The organism is Leisingera sp. G5_S3_59_S7 (genome assembly GCF_054968485.1).
The window spans coordinates 64,798-85,298 of record NZ_JBQKUH010000005.1 but is presented as its reverse complement, the minus strand read 5'-3'; the positions used below and the strand labels follow the sequence as shown (position 1 = coordinate 85,298).

Genomic DNA, 20,501 nt, shown 5'->3' with positions numbered 1-20,501 from the left:
TTAGTACCCAAAGGCCTTGCGCAGCATGTTCAGCGCCACCAGCACCAGAAACGCCCCGAACACCCGTTTCAGCGGTTTCGGATCCATCGCATGGGCCAGCTTCACCCCCCAGGGCGCGGTGATCAGCGTCATTGCAATCACGATGAAGAAGGCCGCCAGATTGACAGCCCCGATGGTGAGCGGCGGGCGGACGGCCGGGTCCACTTCCAGCAGCAGGAAACCGGCCACCGAGGGCACCGCGATGATCACGCCAAAGCCCGCAGCGGTCGCCACCGCCCGGTGCACCGCCACCCCGTGCAGGGTCATCAGCGGCACCCCGAAGCTGCCGCCGCCGATGCCCATCAGCACCGACAGGAAGCCGACCGCAGGCGACAGCACCATCCGCTTAACGCCCTTGGGCATGGCTTCGGCCAGCCGCCACTCGGAGCGTCCCAGCCCAAGGTAACAGCCGATCACCAGCGCCAGCCCGCCAAACACCCCTTGCAGCACCGTGGAGCGCAGGGCGGAGGCCGCCAGCACGCCCACCACAGCCCCAAGCGCAATGCCAATGCCCCAGCTGCGCAGGATCTCCCAATCCACCGCGCCTTTCTTATTGTGGCTCATGACAGAGCGCATCGAGGTCACGATGATCGTCGCCAGGGAGGTCGCCAGGCAAATCTGCATCAGCTGATCGCCGCCATAGCCCAGTGTCTGGAAAGCATAGAAGAACGCAGGCACCAGCACGATGCCGCCGCCAACCCCCAGAAGGCCGGCCAGCACGCCTGCAAAGGCGCCAATCACCACCAGCAGCGCTGCCATCTGCATCAGCAGAGCAGGCGCGGGCCACAGGGCTGCGGTCAGAGCAGGGTCGGTCATGCGGGTCACCTCGGGCTTTGGTTCACCGGCAAAGGGTTAGCCGCCGCGCCCGGCCCGCACAAGGCACTAGCGCGTGAGGCGTACCGTCACGCTGCGGCGCGCGTCTCCACCTGGGCCAGCGCCTCCTGCACCAGCTCCGGCCCGGCGCCGGTGCGGCAGGCGCCTTCGGACAGCATCCGCCGCCACTGCCGCGCCCCGGGTTTGCCCGCAAACAGCCCCAGCATGTGGCGGGTGATCTGGTTGAGCTTCGCGCCTTCATTCAGCCGCGCCTCGATATAGGGCAGCATCTGCCGCACGGCGCCGCCCGGATCGCTCACCGTGCCGGTGCCGTAAATCTCAGGGTCCGCCGCGCAGAGCACATCAGCCGGCTGATGATAAGCCGCACGGCCCACCATGACGCCGTCCAGGCCGCGGTCCAGATGCGCCTTCGCATCTGCCAGCGTCGCAATGCCGCCGTTGATCGAGATATGCAGATCCGGGAACGTCGCCTTCATCCGGTGCACCAGGTCATAGTCCAGCGGCGGGATGTCCCGGTTCTCCTTCGGGGACAGGCCCTGCAACCAGGCCTTGCGTGCGTGGATGGTCACCCGCCGGCAGCCCGCATCCCGGATTTTCTCCAGGAAGTCCGGCAGCACCTCTTCCGGCTCCTGCTCATCGACGCCAATGCGGCATTTGACGGTGACTTCCACATCCACCGTTTCGCGCATAGCGGACACACAATCCGCAACCAGTTCCGGCGTCTGCATCAGCACCGCCCCGAAGGCGCCGGATTGGACCCGGTCGCTGGGGCAGCCGCAGTTGAGGTTGATCTCGTCGTAGCCCGCCTGCTCACCCAAACGCGCCGCCTCAGCCAGCTCCTCCGGATCAGAGCCGCCCAGCTGCAATGCCACCGGATGCTCTTCGGCATTGAACTCTAGCAAATGCAGCGCCCCGCCGCGCACCAGCGCGGGCGCCGTCACCATCTCGGTATAAAGCAGCGCTTCCCGGCTCAGCAGCCGGTGCAAGTAGCGGCAGTGACGGTCAGTCCAATCCATCATGGGCGCCACGCTCAAACGCGCGGCCTGGTGCAGGGGGGCAAAATCTCTCATGCCGCGCCATATAGGCCCTGTGCCGCCATCTGCCAAGCTGATCTGCTCCGGAGCCGCCTTCGCGTGAGCACAGACAGCCGGGGACAGGCGGCGGGATCAAGGAAAACCGCCGAGGGGCCCCGCCCGCAGGCGGGGATGCGGCTGTTTTGATTGAGGCCGGCGGCGGGCGCCGGCAGGCAGGGATAATGTGAAGGCGGGTCTGACGCGAGTATCTGCTTTGGTGAGCCCTGAGCGACCTTCTGCCTTCACCCTACCCGGCCAGGGACGGCAGGTAGAGAACAATCCCCGGGAAGGCGACCAGCAGCGCAATTGTCACCGCGTCCGCGACGAAGAACGGCATCACGCCGCGGAACACATCCTGCACGCTCAGATCGTCGCGCACGCCCGCGACCACAAAGCAGTTGAGACCGATGGGCGGGGTGATCAGGCAGAACTCGGCCATCTTCACCACCAGGATGCCAAACCAGATCGCGCACATGGTGCCGCTCATGCCAAAGGCGCTGTCGGCCGCGGCCACGCTCTCGCCGCCGTTCAGCGCCATCACCGCCGGGTAAACCACCGGCAGGGTCAGCAAGAGCATTCCAATCGCGTCCATGAACATGCCCAGCACCGCATAGGCCAGCAGGATACAGATCAGGATCACCATCGGGCTCATCTCCAGCGTGGTGATCCAGTCCGAAAACGCCCCTGGCAGATCGGCAAAGCCCAGGAACCGGACATAGATCAGCACCCCCCAGATGATGGTGAAGATCATCACCGTCAGCTTGGCGGTCTCCAAGAGCGCCGATTTCAGCTCAGCCCATTTCATGCCTTCCTTCAGCGCATAAAGGAAGACGATGAAGGCCCCGATGGCGCCGCCTTCTGTCGGGGTGCCCCAGGCGTCGCCGCCAAAGGGGTTGTAGACAAAACAAATGATGATCACGACCACCAGGATGATCGGCAGCGCCCCGGGCAGCGCGGCGAACCGCTGGCCCCAGGTGAAGCCCTTCACAGGCGGGCCGACGGATTTGAAGATCACCGCAATACCGACGATCAGCAGGCCATAGATCACCGCCGAAAACGCACCGGGGATAAAGCCCGCCAGAAGGAGCTTGCCCACGTCCTGCTCGACGATGATGGCGTAGATCACCAGGATCGCCGAGGGCGGGATCAGCGAGGCAAGCGTGCCGCCCGCCGCCACCACGCCTGCGGCAAAGCGCTTGTTGTAGCCGATGTCCAGCATCTCTGGGATGGCGATGCGGGCAAAAACGGCGGAGGTGGCAACCGAGGCCCCCGACACCGCGGCAAAGCCCGCCGTGGCAAAAACGGTGGAAACCGCCAGCCCGCCCGGCAGCCAGGCGATCCAGCGCTTGGCTGCGGTGAACAGCGCGCGCGTCAGCCCCGCGTAATACGCCAGATAGCCGATCAGGATGAAGGTGGGGATCAGGCTCAGCGCCTGGCTGGACACCTTGGAGTGCGGCACCTGGCCTGCGATCTTGACCGAGACGGTCAGCGCCTTGCCAAACCGCGCCGGGTCATAGCCGAACTTGGCCCAGAAGATCCAGATAAGCCCGGCAAGACCTGCCAGGCCGGCTGCGAAGGCCACCCGCATCCCCAGGACAACCATCGCCAGCAGGCCGCCCGTGACCCAAAGGCCGATTTCAATCGGTTCCATCTGTGTTACCCCTGCCCGCCGGTAGAGTTATTATCTGAGCCGCTGTCATGGCCCTGCATCTGCTCGGCCTCTGCCGCCGCCAGTTCGGCGGCGCTTTGCACCAGCGGCACCGCGACCGGCGCCTCCAGCCCCAGCACCAGCGCCCGGCCATAGCCCCAGATCTGCAGCATCAGCCGCAGGGCCAGCACCGCAAAGGCCACCGGCGCCAGCAGCTTGGCCGGCCAGATCGGCAGGCCGATGTCGATAGAGCTGTCGCGGCTCCACAGCGGCGCGGCAAAGTCGAAGGAGCGCAGGAAATGCGACCAGCTGCCCCAGACCAGCGCCAGGATCAGAAACAGGATCAGCAACACCGAGACCAGCTCAAACAGCCACAGCGCACGGCCCCGCAGGGCGCCGATGAAAATATCCATGCGGATGTGGGTGCCGTCGCGCTGCACATAGGCGATGCCCATGAAAGCAATCAGCGGCATGATCTGCTCGATCCAGTCGACATAGCCGGGCAGCGGCGCGTTTATCGCGTTGCGCCCGCCGACCGAGACCACCGCCAGGATCATCAGCGAAAACACCGCAATCCCGCTCAGCAGCGCCAGCAGGCGCTCGGCTTTCAATAACCCGCGGTCCAGCCTGCTGATCAGGCTGCCGTCCTCCAGGACTGCTGCTCCTGCCGCCATGCCCTGCCCCCATCTTTCAGTAGCGTCAAAGACAGAAAGGGCCGGAACGCTGTGCCCGGCCCTTCCGTATCATGTCAGGCTCAGCTGCCCGAGCGGTGGTCGCTGAGGGTCTTCTGCACCAGATCATAGAGCTCCTGTGCCGGCAGGCCCTGGCCGCTCATGTCCTTGATCCACTGCTCGCGGATCGGATCGGCAGCCACTTTGCGGAATTCGGCCAGCTGCTCGTCGGAGATGGTGACCTTCTCGACGCCCTTTTCCTCCAGCACGCTGTCCCATTTGGTCAGCAGTGCACCGTAGTTGTCGAGGTAATGGGCAATCGCTTCCTCAACCGAGCTTTCCAGCGCCTCGCGCTCGGCGTCGCTGAGGGCGTCATAGGCATCGGTGTTGACCACCACCGGGCAGTTCACGGTGCCGGGGTTCAGGTTGGCGGTCCACCAGTCGGCCTTGTTGATGGTGCCAAAGGCCAGATGCGCGTGCTGGGCAAAGGCGACGGTATCGACAACGCCGGATTCCATCGCGTTGTAAGCCTCGGTCGCGGTCACAGAGGTCGGCACCGCGCCAACGGCGGAAAACGCCTGGCCGATGCCGCCGGTGGCGCGCACCCGCATGTCCTTGAACTCACCCAGCTCGTCGCGCGGTTCGCCGGTGCCGACGATGTTGTATTGCGGCATCGGCGAGGTCATCAGCAGCTTGGCGTTCCAGCGCGCCAGATCCGCCTCCACCGCCGGGTGGGCGTAAACCGCGTGGGATACGGCGACCTCTTCCTCCAGCGTGTTCACACCCAGGAACGGCAGCTCCAGCACGGTGATCGAGGGGTTCTTGTCGCGGTGGTAGCCCGCGCAGAACTGCGCCATTTCAAAGGCGCCGATGGAGATGCCGTCGAGGTTCTCCTTGTTCTTGCTGAGGCCGCCATAGCTGATATTCAGGGTGAACTCGCCATTGGTTTTCTCGGAGACCAGCTCCGCCAGTTTCTCCACATGTTCGGTAAAGGCGCGGCGTTTGCCCCACAGGGACACATTCCACTCCGTCGCCGCAGCCTCGCCTGCCATTGCAACGCCAGCCGTTGCCGCCACAGCGGCAGTCAGAAATCTGTTCATGATGTAACTCTCCCGAATTGCGCCCTTTTTGCCTTCCGCACGTGCAGCAGGCGGGCGCTTGCCCGACAGGCTAGCCGCAAGGCCGCGCCCTGCCAACCCCCGCGGCAGAAACGTTACGCAGCGACTCGCGTTTCGCGAACGGAGCGCCCTCCGCGCGGCCTTCCGCCGGACGGCGTGGCACAATATGCCGCAGGACGCCTGCGCCTGTTTCCGCCGCCCAGGCTGCCCCTTGGTCAATTTGCCCCGGCGCGGCCCGTAAATTGACCGCAAACCCGTTTACACCTAAGCCGTTGTTTTTCCCAAAAGCAGGGTATGCGGCTGTCAAAACATTTACAAGATCGCATCCCAGAGGGAAATTCGTTGACAATGAAATGCTTAAAAACCGGTCGCTTATTCACAAATTTTCAGCTTGCGGTATTATCTATGCTCAGGAGGAAACGGTTTGACAGCCACGGCACAGCGGTGTCGTTTGTCTTGCCAATAAAATTTCTGGGAGGAAACCGAATGAACGCGCTGCACGCAGACGCTGTCTATCCGCCATCCGACGAAACCGTTGCCCGCGCGCATGTCAATGCCGCGAAATACCAGGAGATGTATGACGCTTCGCTGAACGACCCCGAAGGCTTCTGGGGCGAACAGGGCAAGCGCATCGACTGGATCAAGCCCTTCACCCAGGTGAAGGACGTGAACTACAACTTCGGCAATGTTTCGATCAACTGGTATGCGGACGGTACCCTGAACGTTTCCGCCAACTGCATCGACCGCCACCTGGACACCCGCGGCGACCAGACCGCGATCATCTGGGAGCCGGATGATCCCAATGAGGACGCGCAGCACATCACCTATAAGGAGCTGCACCGCCGCACCTGCCGGATGGCCAACATCCTGGAATCGATGGGTGTGCGCAAGGGCGACCGGGTTGTCATCTACCTGCCGATGATCCCCGAAGCGGCCTATGCCATGCTGGCCTGCGCCCGCATCGGCGCCATTCATTCCATCGTGTTTGCCGGCTTCTCCCCCGACGCGCTGGCGGCCCGTATCAACGGCTGCGACGCCAAGGTGATCATCACCGCCGACGAGGCGCCGCGCGGCGGCCGCAAGACCCCGCTGAAGTCGAACGCCGACGCCGCCCTCTTGCACACCAAGGACACGGTGAAATGCCTGGTGGTCAAGCGCACCGGCGGCCAGACCACCTGGGTCGACGGCCGCGACTATGACTATAACGAGATGGCGCTGGAAGCGGACGACTACTGCAAACCGGCCGAGATGAACGCCGAGGATCCGCTGTTCATCCTCTACACCTCCGGTTCCACCGGCCAGCCCAAGGGTGTTGTGCACACCTCCGGCGGCTACCTGACCTATGCCGCACTGACCCATGAGGTCACTTTTGATTACCACGACGGCGACATCTACTGGTGCACCGCCGACGTGGGCTGGGTCACCGGCCACAGCTATATTGTCTATGGCCCGCTGGCCAACGGCGCCACCACGCTGATGTTCGAAGGCGTGCCGACCTACCCCGATGCCTCTCGCTTCTGGCAGGTCTGCGAAAAGCACAAGGTGAACCAGTTCTACACTGCCCCCACCGCACTGCGCGCGCTGATGGGCCAAGGCAATGAATGGGTCGAAAAGTGCGATCTGAGCGATCTTAAGGTGCTGGGCACCGTGGGCGAGCCGATCAACCCCGAAGCCTGGACCTGGTACAACGAGGTTGTCGGCAAGGGCAAATGCCCGATCGTCGACACCTGGTGGCAGACCGAGACCGGCGGCCACCTGATGACCCCGCTGCCGGGCGCCCACGCGATGAAGCCCGGCGCGGCAATGAAACCCTTCTTCGGCATCCAGCCGGTGGTTCTGGATCCGCAGTCGGGTGTCGAGATCGAGGGCAACGGCGTCGAAGGCGTGCTCTGCATCAAGGACAGCTGGCCGGGCCAGATGCGCACCGTCTGGGGTGACCATGAACGGTTCGAGAACACCTATTTCTCGGACTACAAAGGCTACTATTTCACCGGCGACGGCTGCCGCCGCGACGAGGACGGCGACTACTGGATCACCGGGCGCGTCGATGACGTGATCAACGTCTCCGGCCACCGCATGGGCACGGCTGAGGTCGAAAGCGCCCTGGTGGCCCACGCCGCCGTGGCCGAGGCCGCCGTGGTTGGCTACCCGCATGAGATCAAGGGCCAGGGCATCTACTGCTACGTGACCCTGATGAACGACCGCGAGCCGTCCGATGAGCTGCTGAAGGAGCTGCGCACCTGGGTCCGGACTGAGATCGGCCCGATTGCCTCCCCGGATGTCATCCAATGGGCGCCCGGCCTGCCGAAGACCCGCTCCGGCAAAATCATGCGCCGCATCCTGCGCAAGATTGCCGAGAACGACTATGGCAGCCTGGGCGACACCTCGACCCTCGCCGATCCGTCGGTGGTCGAGGACCTGATCGAAAACCGCGCGAACAAGGGGTGATAGACCGATGAATATGGCAGTTATGACCCGTCCCGCCGTTTTGATCCTGCTGGGGCCTCCGGGCGCCGGCAAGGGCACCCAGGCGCGGATGCTGGAGGAGAAATTCGGCTATGTGCAGCTGTCGACCGGCGACCTGCTGCGCGAGGCGGTTGCCGCGGGCACGCCCGCCGGCCTCGCCGCCAAGGCGGTGATGGAAGCGGGCCAGCTGGTCAGCGACGAGATCGTGATCAACATCCTGCGCGACCGCCTGGCAGAGCCCGATTGCGCCAAGGGCGTGATCCTCGACGGCTTCCCCCGCACCACCGTGCAGGCCGAAGCGCTGGACGATCTGCTGGCGGAAACCAACCAGAAGATCAATGCCGCGATCAGCCTGGAAGTGGACGATGCGGCCATGGTTGAGCGGATTTCCGGCCGCTACACCTGCGGCGGCTGCGGCGAGGGCTATCACGACAGCTTCAAGCAGCCTGCCGAGGCGGGCAAATGCGATAAATGCGGCGGCACAGAAATGAAGCGCCGCGCCGATGACAATGCGGAAACCGTTGCCAGCCGGCTGGAGGCCTATCACGCGCAGACCGCGCCGCTGATTGCCTACTACTGCGGCAAGGGCGTGCTGCAGACCACAGATGCCATGGGCGGTATCAACGACATCGCCCAGGATATGGCGGCCATTGTGACAAAGGCCACCAGCTAACGAACAAGAAACGGGGCCTGCCCTGACCGGCAGGACCCCGTCTCCCGGACATTGGAATACCCATCGGACCCGCCAGGTGCACGCATCTGCCGGACCGGAGGAGTCATGCCTGCGCGCCCTGACCCGGCGCCAGGCAAACGGAGAGAGCCAGCCCGCCCCCCGCGGCGGCTCAGGAGGAAGAAGGAGGAGCCGCCATGGCGGATCAAACCACAAATGCGGCAAAAACCGCCGAAGCCGATAAAGGCTATTGGGCGGCGAACGTGCGCATCATTCTAATCAGCCTGGTGATCTGGGCTGTTGTATCATTCGGCTTCGGCATCCTGCTGCGTCCGATGCTTGCGGGCATCAAGGTCGGCGGCAGCGATCTGGGCTTCTGGTTCGCCCAGCAAGGCTCGATCCTGGTGTTTCTGGGGCTGATCTTTTTCTACGCGTTCCGGATGAACAAGCTGGACCGCGAATACGGCGTGGAGGAAGAATAAGATGGACCAGTTTACCATCAACCTGCTGTTTGTGGGCGCCTCCTTTGCGCTCTACATCGGCATCGCGATCTGGGCCCGTGCGGGCTCCACATCTGAATTCTATGCCGCGGGCCGGGGCGTTCACCCCGTCACCAACGGCATGGCCACCGCGGCCGACTGGATGTCGGCGGCTTCCTTTATCTCGATGGCGGGCCTCATCGCTTTCACCGGCTATGACAACTCCACCTTCCTGATGGGCTGGACCGGCGGCTACGTGCTGCTGGCGCTGCTGCTTGCGCCCTACCTGCGCAAGTTCGGCAAGTTCACCGTGTCCGAGTTCATCGGCGACCGGTTCTACTCCCCGACCGCGCGGATCGTGGCGGTGATCTGCCTGATCGTGGCGTCGACCACCTATGTGATCGGCCAGATGACCGGTGTCGGCGTCGCCTTCGGCCGCTTCCTGGAGGTCTCCAACACCGCCGGCCTGCTGATCGGCGCCTGTGTGGTCTTTGCCTACGCCGTGTTCGGCGGCATGAAGGGCGTGACCTACACCCAGGTGGCGCAGTACTGCGTGCTGATCATGGCCTACACCATCCCGGCGATCTTTATCTCGCTGCAGCTGACCGGCAACCCGATCCCGGCGCTCGGCCTGTTCGGCGACCATGCCGCCTCCGGCGAGCCGCTGCTGACCAAGCTGGATGCCATCGTGACCGAACTCGGCTTTAACGAGTACACCGCGCATCATGCCGATACCTTCAACATGGTGCTCTTCACCCTGTCGCTGATGATCGGCACCGCGGGCCTGCCGCACGTGATCATGCGCTTCTTCACCGTGCCGAAAGTGGCTGATGCCCGCTGGTCGGCCGGCTGGGCGCTGGTGTTCATCGCGCTGCTGTACCTGACCGCTCCGGCTGTGGGCGCCATGGCCCGCCTCAACATCACCGAGATGATGTGGCCCAATGGCGGCATCGAAGGCGGCGCCGTGACCGTGCAGCAGATCGAGAACGATCCGCAGTACGACTGGATGGCCACCTGGCAGAAAACCGGCCTGCTGGCTTGGGAAGACAAGAACGGCGATGGTGCGATCCAGTACTACAACGATCAGTCCGAAGAGCTGCAGGCAACTGCCGCGGCAAACGGCTGGGCCGGCAATGAGCTGACCAAGTTCAACCGTGACATCCTGGTTCTGGCCAACCCGGAAATCGCCAACCTGCCCAGCTGGGTGATCGGCCTCGTGGCAGCCGGCGGCCTGGCGGCTGCACTGTCCACCGCTGCCGGTCTTCTGCTGGCAATCTCCTCAGCTGTCTCGCACGACCTGATCAAGGGTTCGATCAACCCGAACATCTCGGAAAAAGGCGAGCTGCTGTCGGCCCGTGTCGCCATGGCCGTGGCCATCGGTGTGGCAACCTACCTGGGTCTGAACCCGCCGGGCTTTGCGGCGCAAACCGTGGCGCTGGCCTTCGGCCTGGCCGCAGCCTCGATCTTCCCGGCGCTGATGATGGGCATCTTCACCAAGGTGAACAACAAGGGTGCGGTGGCCGGCATGCTGGCAGGCCTGATCGTGACCCTGGTCTACATCTTCCTGCACAAGGGCTGGCTGTTCATCCCGGGCACAAACTCCTTCACCGATGCGGACCCGCTGCTGGGCACCATCAAATCCACCTCCTTCGGTGCGATTGGCGCAATGGTGAACTTCGCGGTGGCCTTCATCGTGTCGAAATCGAGCGAGGCGATCCCCGCCGAGATCGAAGAGCTGGTGGAAAGCGTCCGCATCCCGCGCGGCGCCGGGGCCGCACAGGACCACTAACCTCCCCTGGGCGGGCTGCCTCCCAGCCGCCCGCCTCTTTCCTCATGGTCCCGTACGGTGTTTCACTGGCGGGGCCATTTTTTGCTAGGACGCCCGAAACAGCGGTCATTAGAAAGCACTCAGGATTGCCCCCGCCCTGGGGGGGGCGGGTCGGAGGCAATCCGGGCCTGCGGCCCGGGAAAGACAGTTCAAGAGGACACAAGCAAATGCCCCTATCTGATGCCGCGCTGCTCCGCTTCCTGACCTCGGTCCATCCCTACGACAGCCTGGAACCCGCGCTGCTGCAGGCGCTGGCACCAAAGTTCCGCCAGATCGACGCCGCTGCCGGCGATCCCGTTTATGCCCTCAACGAGGATCTGGAAGGGCTGTACCTGGTCCACACCGGCGAGGTGGAAGTAACCGATGAAAACGGCATTCCCGTCTCCATCCTCGGCCCACGCAATTCCTTTGGCGAGCGCGGGCTGACCCGCACCGGCCGGGCGGTGACCTCTGCCCGGACAACCAAGAACACAATCCTGCTGCTGCTGCCCAAGGCGGATTTCCACGCCCTGATGGCCAGCCAGCCAAAGGTCGCCAAATTCTTCGACCGCCGCCGCCCCGGCAGCCAGGACACCGGCAGCCTGGCCACCACACGGGTCGAGGCGATCATGGCACGCGCGCCCGTCACCTGTTCCGGCGGCCTCACCTGCCAGGGCGCGGCACAGCTGATGCGGGACCGCCGCATTTCCTCTGTCTGCGTGACCGACGGGGACAGCTTGCAGGGCATCCTGACGACACGCGACCTGACCGCCAAAATCCTGGCCGCGGGCAAACCCATCTCGACCCCGGTCAGCACGGTGATGACCCCGGACCCGCTGACCCTGGCACCCTCAGCCATCGGTTCCGACGTGCTGCACATGATGATGGAGCACGGCATCGGCCACATCCCGGTGGTCGAGGCAGGCAAGCTTGCAGGCATCGTCACCCAGACCGACCTCACCCGGTTTCAGGCCGTCAGCTCCGGTGAGATGGTCTCCAGCATCGCCCGGGCGGGCTCCGCTGAGGAGATGGCCAAGGTCACCGCCGAAATCCCCCGCCTGCTGGTGCAGCTTGTGGCCGGCGGCAACCGGCATGAGGTGGTGACGCGGCTGATCACCGACATCGCCGACACCGCCACCCGGCGCCTGCTGGCCCTGGCCGAGGAAAAACTGGGCCCCGCGCCCGTGCCCTACCTATGGCTCGCCTGCGGCTCGCAAGGGCGGCGCGAGCAGACCGGCGTCTCCGACCAGGACAACTGCCTGATCCTGTCCGACGATCTGGCCGCCGGCGATGAGGCCTATTTCGAGCAGCTTGCCAAGTTTGTCTGCGACGGGCTGAACACCTGCGGCTATGTCTATTGCCCCGGCGACATGATGGCCTCCAATCCGCGCTGGCGTCAGCCGCTGCGGGTCTGGCGCGACTATTTCCGCGGCTGGATCGCCAAGCCGAACCCCGAGGCGCAGATGCTGGCCTCGGTGATGTTCGACCTGCGCCCCATCGGCGGCGATGCCGCGCTGTTTGCCGATCTGCAGCAGAAAACCCTGCAAGCGGCCAGCGCAAATACGATCTTCACGGCCCATATGATTGCCAACTCGCTGAAGCATACGCCCCCCCTGGGGCTGCTGCGCGGGCTGGCCACCATCCGCTCAGGCGAGCACCGCAACACGCTGGACATGAAGCATAATGGCGTGGTGCCGGTGGTGGATCTGGGCCGGGTCTATGCGCTGCAGGGGCAGCTGGCAGAGGTCAACACCCGCGCCCGGCTGGAGGCGGCGGAGGCCGCGGGCGTGCTCAGCCCTTCCGGCGCGCGGGATTTGATGGATGCCTATGACCTGATTGCCCAGACCCGGCTGGAGCATCAGGCGGCCCAGGTTCGCGGCGGCCATGCCCCGGACAATTACCTGGCGCCCTCGGACCTGTCGGATTTTGAGCGAAGTCATCTGCGCGACGCCTTTGTTGTGGTAAAGACGATGCAATCGGCGGTTGGGCACGGTAAGGGGATGCTGAGCTGACGGCAGCGCCTGCGGAGAGTGCGGGAGCCTGCGGCGCGAGTATTTTGAGAAAGATGAACAGGCCGGGGGCCAGCAGGGAGAGCATATGTTTCTGGAACTGATTGCGGTGATTTTTGCAGGCATTGCTGCGGCGGGCGTGGTGATGCTGCTGAACCGGACGCTGAAGGGACGGCTGCCCCGCTGGATGGCGCCGGTGGCGGCGGGCCTTGCGATGATCGGCGTGACCATCGCCTCGGAATACGGCTGGTACGGACGCACCAAAGCGGCCCTTCCCGAAGGGCTGGAGGTTGCGGAAACCGTTGAAAAGCAGAGCTTCTACCGGCCCTGGACCTATGCCGTGCCTTACGTGGACCGCTTTGCCGCCATCGACACCGCCACCATGAAAAGCCACGAGGCGCATCCGCAGGTTTATCTTGCTGAGGTCTATTTCTTTGGCCGCTGGGCGCCTGTCAGCAGGCGGCCTGCCGTGCTGGACTGCGGAAAGTGGCGGCGGGCACTGGTGGCCAGCAACGTCGTCTTTTCCGGCAACAGCCTGCCCAAGGGGCTCGACTGGATTGCCGGCGGGCCCGATGACGCGCTTTTGACGACTGCCTGCGGAGGGTAAAGATGCTGTCACGCCTCAGCCTGCGTCTTCGGATCTTTCTGTTCTTCTGCCTGCTGGCGCTTGGTGGCATTGCCGTCACCGGCGGCGCGCTGTGGCTTGGCTACACCCGCGCAGGCCAGCCCGGTCTGACCGATGCCTTCATTTTCTCCGGCCTCCTCAGCAGCTTTGCCATGCTCGGGCTCTGTGCCGGGGTCTGGCTGCTGTTCGACGAGAACGTCGCCAAGCCGATCGAACGGCTGGCAGCTGGGATGCGCGCCCGGGCACATGCCGGGGTGAACAAGGAGCTGGACACACACGGGGCCCGCTACCTGGGCGATCTCGCCGCAGCCGCCCAGGGGCTGGCGGGCCAACTGGGCGACTCGGCCCTGTCCGCAGCCGAGGCGATTGCCCGCGAAACCGAGCATCTGGAGGCGGAGAAAGCCCGCCTGGCGGCGCTGCTGACGGACATTCCCATCGCCACCGTAATGGCCAGCCCCGCACATCAGATCGTGCTGTATGACGGCCAGGCCGCCGCGGTGCTGGCGCAGGAAGCGCCGCCGCGGCTCAATGCGCCGCTGTCCGACTACCTGGACCAAACCGGGCTGGAGGCCGCTTACGGACGGCTGGTGCGCAGCGGCATGGAGGTTCAGGCCGAAGTCAAAAGCGCGAGCGGCAGCCAGGTGTTTGATCTGCGGCTGAAACCGCTGGGCGGCGCGCCCGGCTATATCATCTTGTTTGAAGGCGCCCATGCGGGCCTCGCCCCCGATGACTCGCGTCCGCTGGTTTACGATTTTGCCCTGCTGGAGACCGAGCATGCGGAGCTGGACAACCGCAAGCTTTCACACCTCAGCTATGTGGTGTTCGATACTGAAACCACCGGACTGCTGCCGCACAAGGACGAGATCGTGCAGATCGGCGCGCTGCGGGTGGTGCGCAACAGGATAATCGAAGGCGAGCAGTTCGAAACGCTGGTCAATCCCGGCACGCCGATCCCCGCTGCCTCCACCAAGGTGCACGGGGTCAGCGATGCCATGGTCCAAGGCGCGCCTGACATCGGCGAGGCCGCCCGCGGCTTCCACCGGTTTGCCTCGGACGCGGTCATCGTCGCTCATAACGCGCCCTTCGACATGGCCTTTCTGCGCCGCCACGCCAAACGCGCGGGAGTCAGCTGGGATCAGCCGATCCTGGACACCGTGCTGCTGAGCGCGGTGCTGTTCGGCGCCTCGCAAGGCCACACGCTGGACGCGCTGTGCGAGCGGCTGGAGGTGACCATCCCGCCTGCCCTGCGCCACACCGCCATGGGGGATGCCCAGGCCACGGCAGAGGTGTTCTGCAAGATGCTGCCGATGCTGGAAGCGCGCGGCCTCAGCACCTTTGGCGCGGTGATCGAGGAGACCCGCAAGCACGGACGCCTCATCGAGGACATGAACTAGTGTCCTGACCCTGGGTAGACAATCACGCCCATGCGTGGCAGGTCACTGGCCGGAACGAACAAAAGGCGCGCGACATGGCCGACACCAGCTTCATCCCCGGGCCGGATACCGCCCGGGCCTACCGCGATGCGCTCGGCTGCTTCGGCACCGGGGTGACGGTTGTCACCACCCAGACCGCGCGCGGCCCGCTGGCGATCACCGTCAACAGCTTCACCTCCGTTTCGCTTGAGCCGCCGCTGCTGCTGTGGTGCCCGGCCAAGGCTTCGCTGCGCCATGACGCCTTTGCCGCGGCAGAGCATTTCGCCATTCACGTGATGGCAGAGGACCAGCTGGACCTGGCCAAGCATTTCGCCGCCAACGGCGAGGACTTCAGTGCCGCCGCGTGGCAGGTCAACGCCCAGGGGGCACCGGCGCTGGCAGGGGTGATTGCCCGTTTCGACTGCCGCCGTTTTGCTGCCCATCCCGCAGGCGATCACACCATCATCATTGGCGAGGTGGCCAGCGTGACCACCCGGCCCGGCAAGGGGCTGATCTTCAAGCGCGGCCAGTACGGCGGTTTCCTGGAGCAGAGCTGAGCGCCGCTTGCCGCCCTGAGGCCGGTGCAGCTACCCCGCGGGCAGATTTGGCGGCAAACCAGTGTGCCCCGGTTCCGTCTCACGCCGGCCCTCTTCTCCCGTCAGCAGCTGCGGCAGCACCGCCGACGCGGTCAGATCCATCCCGGGTTCCATCTGCAATGCCCGCTGCGGGCAGATCGAAACGCACAGTCCGCATTGAAAGCACAAGGATTCCACAAAGCTCAGCGCGCCGCCGTTTTCCGTCAGGCTCAGCGCATCCGAGGGGCAGACCCAGACGCAGCTGCTGCAATGGGTGCAGCAGCTTTCGTCCAGGCTGACCGCCCCATAGGGCGCCTGCTCCGGCAGCGCGATGATACCCGTTTTGGCCGGCAGCAGCGCCGCGGCGCTGGCGCGCGCGGTGTCCCTGCGGCTGCCGACCGCCAGCACGCCGGGCGCCAGCGACGGAAACGGAAAGATCCCCGCCTGCAGCCGCTGCGCCAGGGTGCCGGCGTCCTCGAACAGCAGGATGCGGCCCAGCCCGCCCAGCACCCGCGCCAGCTCCACCTGCTGCTGGTGCGCACCGCCGGCGGAGCCGGGACAGGCCTGCAGGTGAATGACGTCAAAGCCGCAGGCCAGCGCGTGCAGAAGGTCGGCGTGGCCGATCCTCTCCAGGCAGCAGACCAGAACCGGGATCACGTCTGCCGCGCCCTCCGCCTCCCGCCGCGGCGCTGCCGCTGCCAGGGAAACCGGCTCCGTCTCATACAGGACCAGGACCTGGGGGCGGCCGGTTTCATGCTTGCGCTGGTGCGCCCCCTCGCACAAGGAAGCCAGCGGCAGTTCGCAGCTGCTGCTGGCCACATCCAGCAGCGCCGGCCGCCCGCGCGGGGCATGGCGCGCATTGCAATCAGGGATCTGGGGCCGGCGGCAGAAGCACACGTACTGCGGCGGGTGTCCGTCTGGCCTCTGCCCCTGAGGGATATGAGCGTGCATCTCTCCCATTGGGAGAGGCTAGCACAAAAATATTCTCCTAAAGCGAGTAAATCGCTCTCCAGGCAGATTTGCCGAAAACTTTACAAAATTTCCCTCAAAACAAAAACGGCCCGCCGGGTAAAATCCGGCGGGCCTGGGCTTTTCCTGTCAGCCGGCGAGACGGCTTATTTCAAAGCCGCATCGGTGATGGCGTGTGTCCAGGCGCCTTCCGGCTGCTTGGTGATCACCGGATCGGAGCCTCCACCCATCAGCGTTTCCACCGTGCGCTCATAATCGGCCGGATCCAGCGCGCCATTGCTTCCTGCGGTCAGCTTGGCGATCTCGCCCATCATCCGCTTCTGGTGTGTTTCGGTCTGGGCGCCGGAGGCATCGTTGTCGAGCACGATCTCCGCCGCTTCGTCCGGGTTCTCCTCCGCATATTTCCAGCCCTTCATCGAGGCCCGCACGAACCGTTCCATCTTGTCAGTGAACTCAGGGTTCTCGAGGTTCTCTTCCAGCACATAAAGACCATCCTCCAGCGTCGCGACGCCCTGATCCTCATACTTGAAGGTGACCAGCTCATCCGGCGACACGCCTGCGTCGATGACCTGCCAGTATTCATTATAGGTCATGGTCGAAATGCAGTCCGCCTGGCGCTGCAGCAGCGGGTCGACATTGAACCCCTGCTTCAGCACCTCGACACTGTTTTCACCCTTGCCATCGGTGCCGATGCCCAGCTGGCTCATCCAGCTCATAAAGGGGAATTCATTGCCAAAGAACCAGACCCCCAGGGTGCGGTTCTTCAAGTCCTCCGGGCTTTCGATGCCGGCATCCTTCCAGCAGGTCAGCATCATGCCGGAGGATTTGAACGGCTGGGCGATATTGACCAGCGGCAGCCCCTTTTCACGGGCCGCCAGCGCCGCGGGCATCCATTCCACCGTCACATCAGCACCGCCGCCTGCGATCACCTGGGTCGGCGCAATATCCGGACCGCCCGGCAGGATGGTGACATTCAGGTCCTCTTCTTCGTAGAACCCCTTGTCCAGCGCCACGTAATATCCGGCAAACTGCGCCTGGGTCACCCATTTCAGCTGCAGCGTCACATCATCCGCCGCCTGCGCCGCCCCGGTTGCCCCCAGCGCCAAAGCCGCCGCAGTCAAAATATGTTTCATGTCTTTTTCTCCCTATTGATTATGATGTGAAGCTTGCCCGGGTTTGACCATTCGTTCAAAGTTTTTTCTTTATCAGGCCTGCCCTTGCGGGCGCCCCGCGCAAATTTCCGGCGAAACCGCCCCGCGCCTGGCGGGACGGCGTCTTCCTGTCAGCCCCGCTGAGACGGGTGCCAGAAGGTGAAGCTCTTCTCAATCAGCGCGACCAGCCCGTAAAAGGCCGATCCCGCCAGCGCCGCCACCACGATCTCGGCCCAGACCATGTCCAGCGCCAGCTGGCCGACGCTGGTGGAAATGCGGAAGCCCATGCCGACCGTGGGCGAGCCAAAGAATTCCGCCACAATCGCGCCGATCAGCGCCAGGGTGGTGGAGATCTTGAGGCCGTTGAACACAAACGGCAGCGCCGCCGGCAACCGCAGCTTGAAAAAGCTCTGCCAGTAACTCGCCGCATACGTCTGCATCAGATCGCGCTGCATGGCCGAGGTCTCGCGCAGGCCCGCCACCGTGTTCACCAGCATCGGAAAGAACACCATGACCACGACAACGGCGGCCTTGGACTGCCAGTCGAACCCGAACCACATCACCAGGATCGGCGCGGTGCCCACAATCGGCAGCGCGGCGACAAAGTTCCCCACCGGCAGCAGCCCGCGGCGCAGGAAATCGCTGCGGTCCACCAGGATCGCAGTCAGAAATGCCGCACCGCACCCGATCACATAGCCGCCCAACGCGCCCTTCAGGATGGTCTGGGCAAAATCGTCCCACAGGATCGGCAGACTGGAGGCAAAGCGCGCCGCAATAACCGACGGCGCCGGCAGGATCACCAGGGACACCTCCAGCCCGCGCACCAGCAGTTCCCAGACCAGCAGCACGGTAATGCCGAAAATGGCCGGCACCAGCAGCTGCACGGCCCGGGTTTTCGACGCCGGGCTATTGGCCAATCGGCTGTTCAGCCACCACCCCAGGCACCAGACAAGCACGGCAAGCACCACCATCAGCATGACAGGATCCCCCTCTTCATCTGGCCAGAAATATCCCGGGTGAGCCGCAGAGCGGCGAGGGCAGAGCCCTCACTCCAAACATCGATCATGCCCGCACCCCCATCCGGCTCAAGACAAGCTTCTCGATCAAGCCCAGCAAGGCCACCAGCGCCGCCGCCAGGATCGCCGCCGCAAACAGCGCCGACCAGATCTGCACCGTTTGCCCGTAATAGCTGCCCGCCAGCAGCCGCGCGCCCAGCCCCGCAACCGCACCGGTCGGCAGCTCACCCACGATGGCCCCAACCAGCGATGCCGCAATGCCGATTTTCAGCGATGCAAACAGATAGGGCATCGAGGACGGCAGCCGCAGTTTCCAGAACCCTTGCGAGGTATTGGCGTTGTAGGTCTTCAAGAGATCCAGCTGCATCGCATCCGGCGCCCGCAGGCCCTTTACCATGCCGACAACAACCGGGAAGAAGCTGAGGTAGGCGGAGATCACCGCCTTGGGAATGATGCCCTGCACCCCGATGGAATAGAGCACCACGATGATCATCGGCGCCAGCGCGATGATCGGGATGGTCTGGCTGACAATCGCCCAGGGCATCACCGACATGTCCATGACGCGCGAATGCACGATCCCCACCGCCAGCAGGATGCCAAGCCCGGTGCCAATGGCAAAGCCCAGCAGCGTCGCCGACAGTGTCACCTGCGCGTGATAGACCAGACTGCGCTTGGAAGTGATCTTCTTCTCCACCGTGGTTTCCCACAGCTCGACCGCCACCTGATGCGGTGCGGGCAGCCGCGGGCGCTCCTGCACCCAGGTCAGGCTGATGGCAAAGCTGTTCGTCGCCACCAGCCCGATCTCGCTCATATCCCGGCGCGCCTTGGCGGTGGCCGGGGTCACTTCCACCCCTGCCCGCTCTGCCTGATCCAGCACGCCCTTGATGTTCATCGGCACGCAGGCCGCATACCAAAGGGCGATGATCGCGGCGACAACGGTGAGAACGGCAACAAGGCTTTTCATACCCGCGCCCTCCGCAAACGGCAGCCGCCCGGTGCACAGGGGGTGTACAGGGGGTGCACGCATGGCAGCCCCCAATTCCGGCGGGTCGTGCTGGCGAACTCAGTCATCGCCATGCCCCGCCCGCAGCCCCTCGCGCACCCGGTGGGCGATTTCGATGAACTCCGGGCTGTCACGGATATCCAGCGGCCGCTCCTTGGGCAAGGTGCTGTCGATCACGTCATGTATGCGGCCGGGTCTGGGCGACATCACCACGATCTTGGTGGACAGATACACCGCCTCCGGAATCGAGTGGGTGACAAAGCCGATGGTCTTGTTGGTCCGCGCCCAAAGCTTCAAAAGCTGCTCGTTCAGGTGGTCGCGCACGATCTCGTCCAGCGCCCCGAAAGGTTCATCCATCAACAGGATATCGGCATCAAACGCCAACGCCCGCGCGATGGAAGCCCGCTGCTGCATCCCACCCGACAGCTGCCAAGGAAACTTACCGCCAAAGCCTGTCAATTCAACAAGTTCCAGGACCTGGTTAACGCGCTTCTCCTGCTCCGCCTTGGAATATCCCATGATCTCCAGCGGCAGCTTGATGTTCTTGGCGATGGTGCGCCACGGGTACAGCCCCGCCGCTTGAAACACATAGCCATAGGCCCGGTTGCGCCGCGCCTTATCCGGGGTCATACCATTGACGCTCAGGCTGCCGCCGGTCGGGGTTTCCAGCGCCGCGATACAGCGCAAAAAAGTCGTCTTGCCGCAGCCTGACGGCCCGATGAAGGAGACAAAATCGCCTTTGTTGATCTGCAGGCTCACATCCTTCAGTGCGTGCACCGGACCGTCGTTGGTCTGGAATGTCAGGTCCAGGTTCCGGGCCTCGATCACGCAGTCTGCGGGGGCAGGTGCGGACGCGGCGGCCTCGGGGCGGATTGCCTGGGTGGTCGGTTCCATATTCATATCTTCGCCTTGATTTCACACAGGAAAACGGGCCGC

Annotated in this window: 18 protein-coding genes; 8 read left to right on the top strand and 10 right to left on the bottom strand. The window is 64.4% G+C overall.

What is annotated here, in order from left to right; genetic code table 11:
* The 5 genes from ACTRWG_RS04640 to ACTRWG_RS04620 all read right to left on the bottom strand — a co-directional run bounded on the left by ACTRWG_RS04640 (position 1) and on the right by ACTRWG_RS04620 (position 5,365).
* Positions 1-855, bottom strand: a complete 855-nt coding sequence (locus ACTRWG_RS04640; RefSeq protein WP_036798014.1) for a sulfite exporter TauE/SafE family protein — start codon at positions 853-855, stop codon at positions 1-3.
* Between the two features lie 86 nt (positions 856-941).
* Positions 942-1,943 carry a tRNA dihydrouridine(20/20a) synthase DusA gene (gene dusA / locus ACTRWG_RS04635; RefSeq protein ID WP_027237915.1) on the bottom strand — a complete coding sequence of 334 codons (1,002 nt, stop codon included), beginning with the start codon at positions 1,941-1,943 and terminating at the stop codon, positions 942-944.
* A gap of 250 nt (positions 1,944-2,193) precedes the next feature.
* Positions 2,194-3,597 (bottom strand): TRAP transporter large permease, encoded by a 1,404-nt coding sequence (locus ACTRWG_RS04630; RefSeq protein WP_027237916.1) that lies wholly within the window; start codon positions 3,595-3,597, stop codon positions 2,194-2,196.
* 5 nt (positions 3,598-3,602) lie between these two features.
* Positions 3,603-4,268, bottom strand: coding sequence for a TRAP transporter small permease subunit (locus ACTRWG_RS04625; protein ID WP_027237917.1), 666 nt, complete (start codon positions 4,266-4,268; stop codon positions 3,603-3,605).
* Between the two features lie 80 nt (positions 4,269-4,348).
* Positions 4,349-5,365 (bottom strand): C4-dicarboxylate TRAP transporter substrate-binding protein, encoded by a 1,017-nt coding sequence (locus ACTRWG_RS04620; protein ID WP_027237918.1) that lies wholly within the window; start codon positions 5,363-5,365, stop codon positions 4,349-4,351.
* A gap of 504 nt (positions 5,366-5,869) precedes the next feature.
* Between ACTRWG_RS04620 and acs the strand changes: the two genes are divergently transcribed.
* From acs to ACTRWG_RS04580, 8 genes are all read left to right on the top strand, one after another.
* Complete coding sequence (gene acs, locus ACTRWG_RS04615; RefSeq protein WP_027237919.1) at positions 5,870-7,831, top strand: acetate--CoA ligase; 1,962 nt, start codon at positions 5,870-5,872, stop codon at positions 7,829-7,831.
* Positions 7,832-7,838: 7 nt separating this feature from the next.
* Entirely contained in the window at positions 7,839-8,522 is a 684-nt protein-coding gene (locus tag ACTRWG_RS04610) for an adenylate kinase (RefSeq protein WP_027237920.1), read from the top strand.
* Between the two features lie 194 nt (positions 8,523-8,716).
* Entirely contained in the window at positions 8,717-9,001 is a 285-nt protein-coding gene (locus ACTRWG_RS04605) for a DUF4212 domain-containing protein (protein ID WP_027237921.1), read from the top strand.
* 1 nt (position 9,002) lies between these two features.
* Positions 9,003-10,787 carry a sodium:solute symporter family protein gene (locus ACTRWG_RS04600; protein ID WP_027237922.1) on the top strand — a complete coding sequence of 595 codons (1,785 nt, stop codon included), beginning with the start codon at positions 9,003-9,005 and terminating at the stop codon, positions 10,785-10,787.
* A gap of 206 nt (positions 10,788-10,993) precedes the next feature.
* Positions 10,994-12,817, top strand: coding sequence for a DUF294 nucleotidyltransferase-like domain-containing protein (locus ACTRWG_RS04595; RefSeq protein WP_027237923.1), 1,824 nt, complete (start codon positions 10,994-10,996; stop codon positions 12,815-12,817).
* Between the two features lie 85 nt (positions 12,818-12,902).
* Entirely contained in the window at positions 12,903-13,421 is a 519-nt protein-coding gene (locus ACTRWG_RS04590) for a hypothetical protein (RefSeq protein ID WP_027237924.1), read from the top strand.
* A gap of 2 nt (positions 13,422-13,423) precedes the next feature.
* Positions 13,424-14,833, top strand: coding sequence for a 3'-5' exonuclease (locus tag ACTRWG_RS04585; protein ID WP_027237925.1), 1,410 nt, complete (start codon positions 13,424-13,426; stop codon positions 14,831-14,833).
* A gap of 74 nt (positions 14,834-14,907) precedes the next feature.
* Positions 14,908-15,408: a flavin reductase family protein gene (locus tag ACTRWG_RS04580; RefSeq protein WP_027237926.1), complete on the top strand. Its 501-nt coding sequence runs from the start codon at positions 14,908-14,910 to the stop codon at positions 15,406-15,408.
* Positions 15,409-15,438: 30 nt separating this feature from the next.
* Here ACTRWG_RS04580 and ACTRWG_RS04575 read toward each other — a convergent pair whose 3' ends face one another.
* The 5 genes from ACTRWG_RS04575 to ACTRWG_RS04555 form a co-directional block, all read right to left on the bottom strand.
* Entirely contained in the window at positions 15,439-16,245 is an 807-nt protein-coding gene (locus ACTRWG_RS04575; protein WP_462829036.1) for an ATP-binding protein, read from the bottom strand.
* A gap of 296 nt (positions 16,246-16,541) precedes the next feature.
* Positions 16,542-17,528: an ABC transporter substrate-binding protein gene (locus ACTRWG_RS04570; protein ID WP_027237927.1), complete on the bottom strand. Its 987-nt coding sequence runs from the start codon at positions 17,526-17,528 to the stop codon at positions 16,542-16,544.
* Between the two features lie 149 nt (positions 17,529-17,677).
* Entirely contained in the window at positions 17,678-18,523 is an 846-nt protein-coding gene (locus tag ACTRWG_RS04565) for an ABC transporter permease (protein WP_027237928.1), read from the bottom strand.
* Positions 18,524-18,608: 85 nt separating this feature from the next.
* Complete coding sequence (locus ACTRWG_RS04560; RefSeq protein ID WP_027237929.1) at positions 18,609-19,526, bottom strand: ABC transporter permease; 918 nt, start codon at positions 19,524-19,526, stop codon at positions 18,609-18,611.
* A gap of 99 nt (positions 19,527-19,625) precedes the next feature.
* On the bottom strand, positions 19,626-20,465 hold the full coding sequence (locus tag ACTRWG_RS04555) for an ABC transporter ATP-binding protein (protein WP_027237930.1): 840 nt from the start codon (positions 20,463-20,465) through the stop codon (positions 19,626-19,628).
* Positions 20,466-20,501 lie beyond the last annotated feature (36 nt).

Bases quoted from the DNA above. Each gene is read 5' to 3' on its own strand.
- ACTRWG_RS04600 (WP_027237922.1), top strand. From the start codon at position 9,003: ATGGACCAGTTTACCATCAACCTGCTGTTTGTGGGCGCCTCCTTTGCG.
- ACTRWG_RS04630 (WP_027237916.1), bottom strand. From the start codon at position 3,597: ATGGAACCGATTGAAATCGGCCTTTGGGTCACGGGCGGCCTGCTGGCG.
- ACTRWG_RS04555 (WP_027237930.1), bottom strand. From the start codon at position 20,465: ATGAATATGGAACCGACCACCCAGGCAATCCGCCCCGAGGCCGCCGCG.
- dusA (WP_027237915.1), bottom strand. From the start codon at position 1,943: ATGAGAGATTTTGCCCCCCTGCACCAGGCCGCGCGTTTGAGCGTGGCG.
- ACTRWG_RS04560 (WP_027237929.1), bottom strand. From the start codon at position 19,526: ATGAAAAGCCTTGTTGCCGTTCTCACCGTTGTCGCCGCGATCATCGCC.
- ACTRWG_RS04610 (WP_027237920.1), top strand. From the start codon at position 7,839: ATGAATATGGCAGTTATGACCCGTCCCGCCGTTTTGATCCTGCTGGGG.
- ACTRWG_RS04565 (WP_027237928.1), bottom strand. From the start codon at position 18,523: ATGCTGATGGTGGTGCTTGCCGTGCTTGTCTGGTGCCTGGGGTGGTGG.
- ACTRWG_RS04570 (WP_027237927.1), bottom strand. From the start codon at position 17,528: ATGAAACATATTTTGACTGCGGCGGCTTTGGCGCTGGGGGCAACCGGG.
- ACTRWG_RS04605 (WP_027237921.1), top strand. From the start codon at position 8,717: ATGGCGGATCAAACCACAAATGCGGCAAAAACCGCCGAAGCCGATAAA.
- ACTRWG_RS04590 (WP_027237924.1), top strand. From the start codon at position 12,903: ATGTTTCTGGAACTGATTGCGGTGATTTTTGCAGGCATTGCTGCGGCG.
- acs (WP_027237919.1), top strand. From the start codon at position 5,870: ATGAACGCGCTGCACGCAGACGCTGTCTATCCGCCATCCGACGAAACC.
- ACTRWG_RS04640 (WP_036798014.1), bottom strand. From the start codon at position 855: ATGACCGACCCTGCTCTGACCGCAGCCCTGTGGCCCGCGCCTGCTCTG.
- ACTRWG_RS04580 (WP_027237926.1), top strand. From the start codon at position 14,908: ATGGCCGACACCAGCTTCATCCCCGGGCCGGATACCGCCCGGGCCTAC.
- ACTRWG_RS04620 (WP_027237918.1), bottom strand. From the start codon at position 5,365: ATGAACAGATTTCTGACTGCCGCTGTGGCGGCAACGGCTGGCGTTGCA.
- ACTRWG_RS04595 (WP_027237923.1), top strand. From the start codon at position 10,994: ATGCCCCTATCTGATGCCGCGCTGCTCCGCTTCCTGACCTCGGTCCAT.
- ACTRWG_RS04625 (WP_027237917.1), bottom strand. From the start codon at position 4,268: ATGGCGGCAGGAGCAGCAGTCCTGGAGGACGGCAGCCTGATCAGCAGG.
- ACTRWG_RS04585 (WP_027237925.1), top strand. From the start codon at position 13,424: ATGCTGTCACGCCTCAGCCTGCGTCTTCGGATCTTTCTGTTCTTCTGC.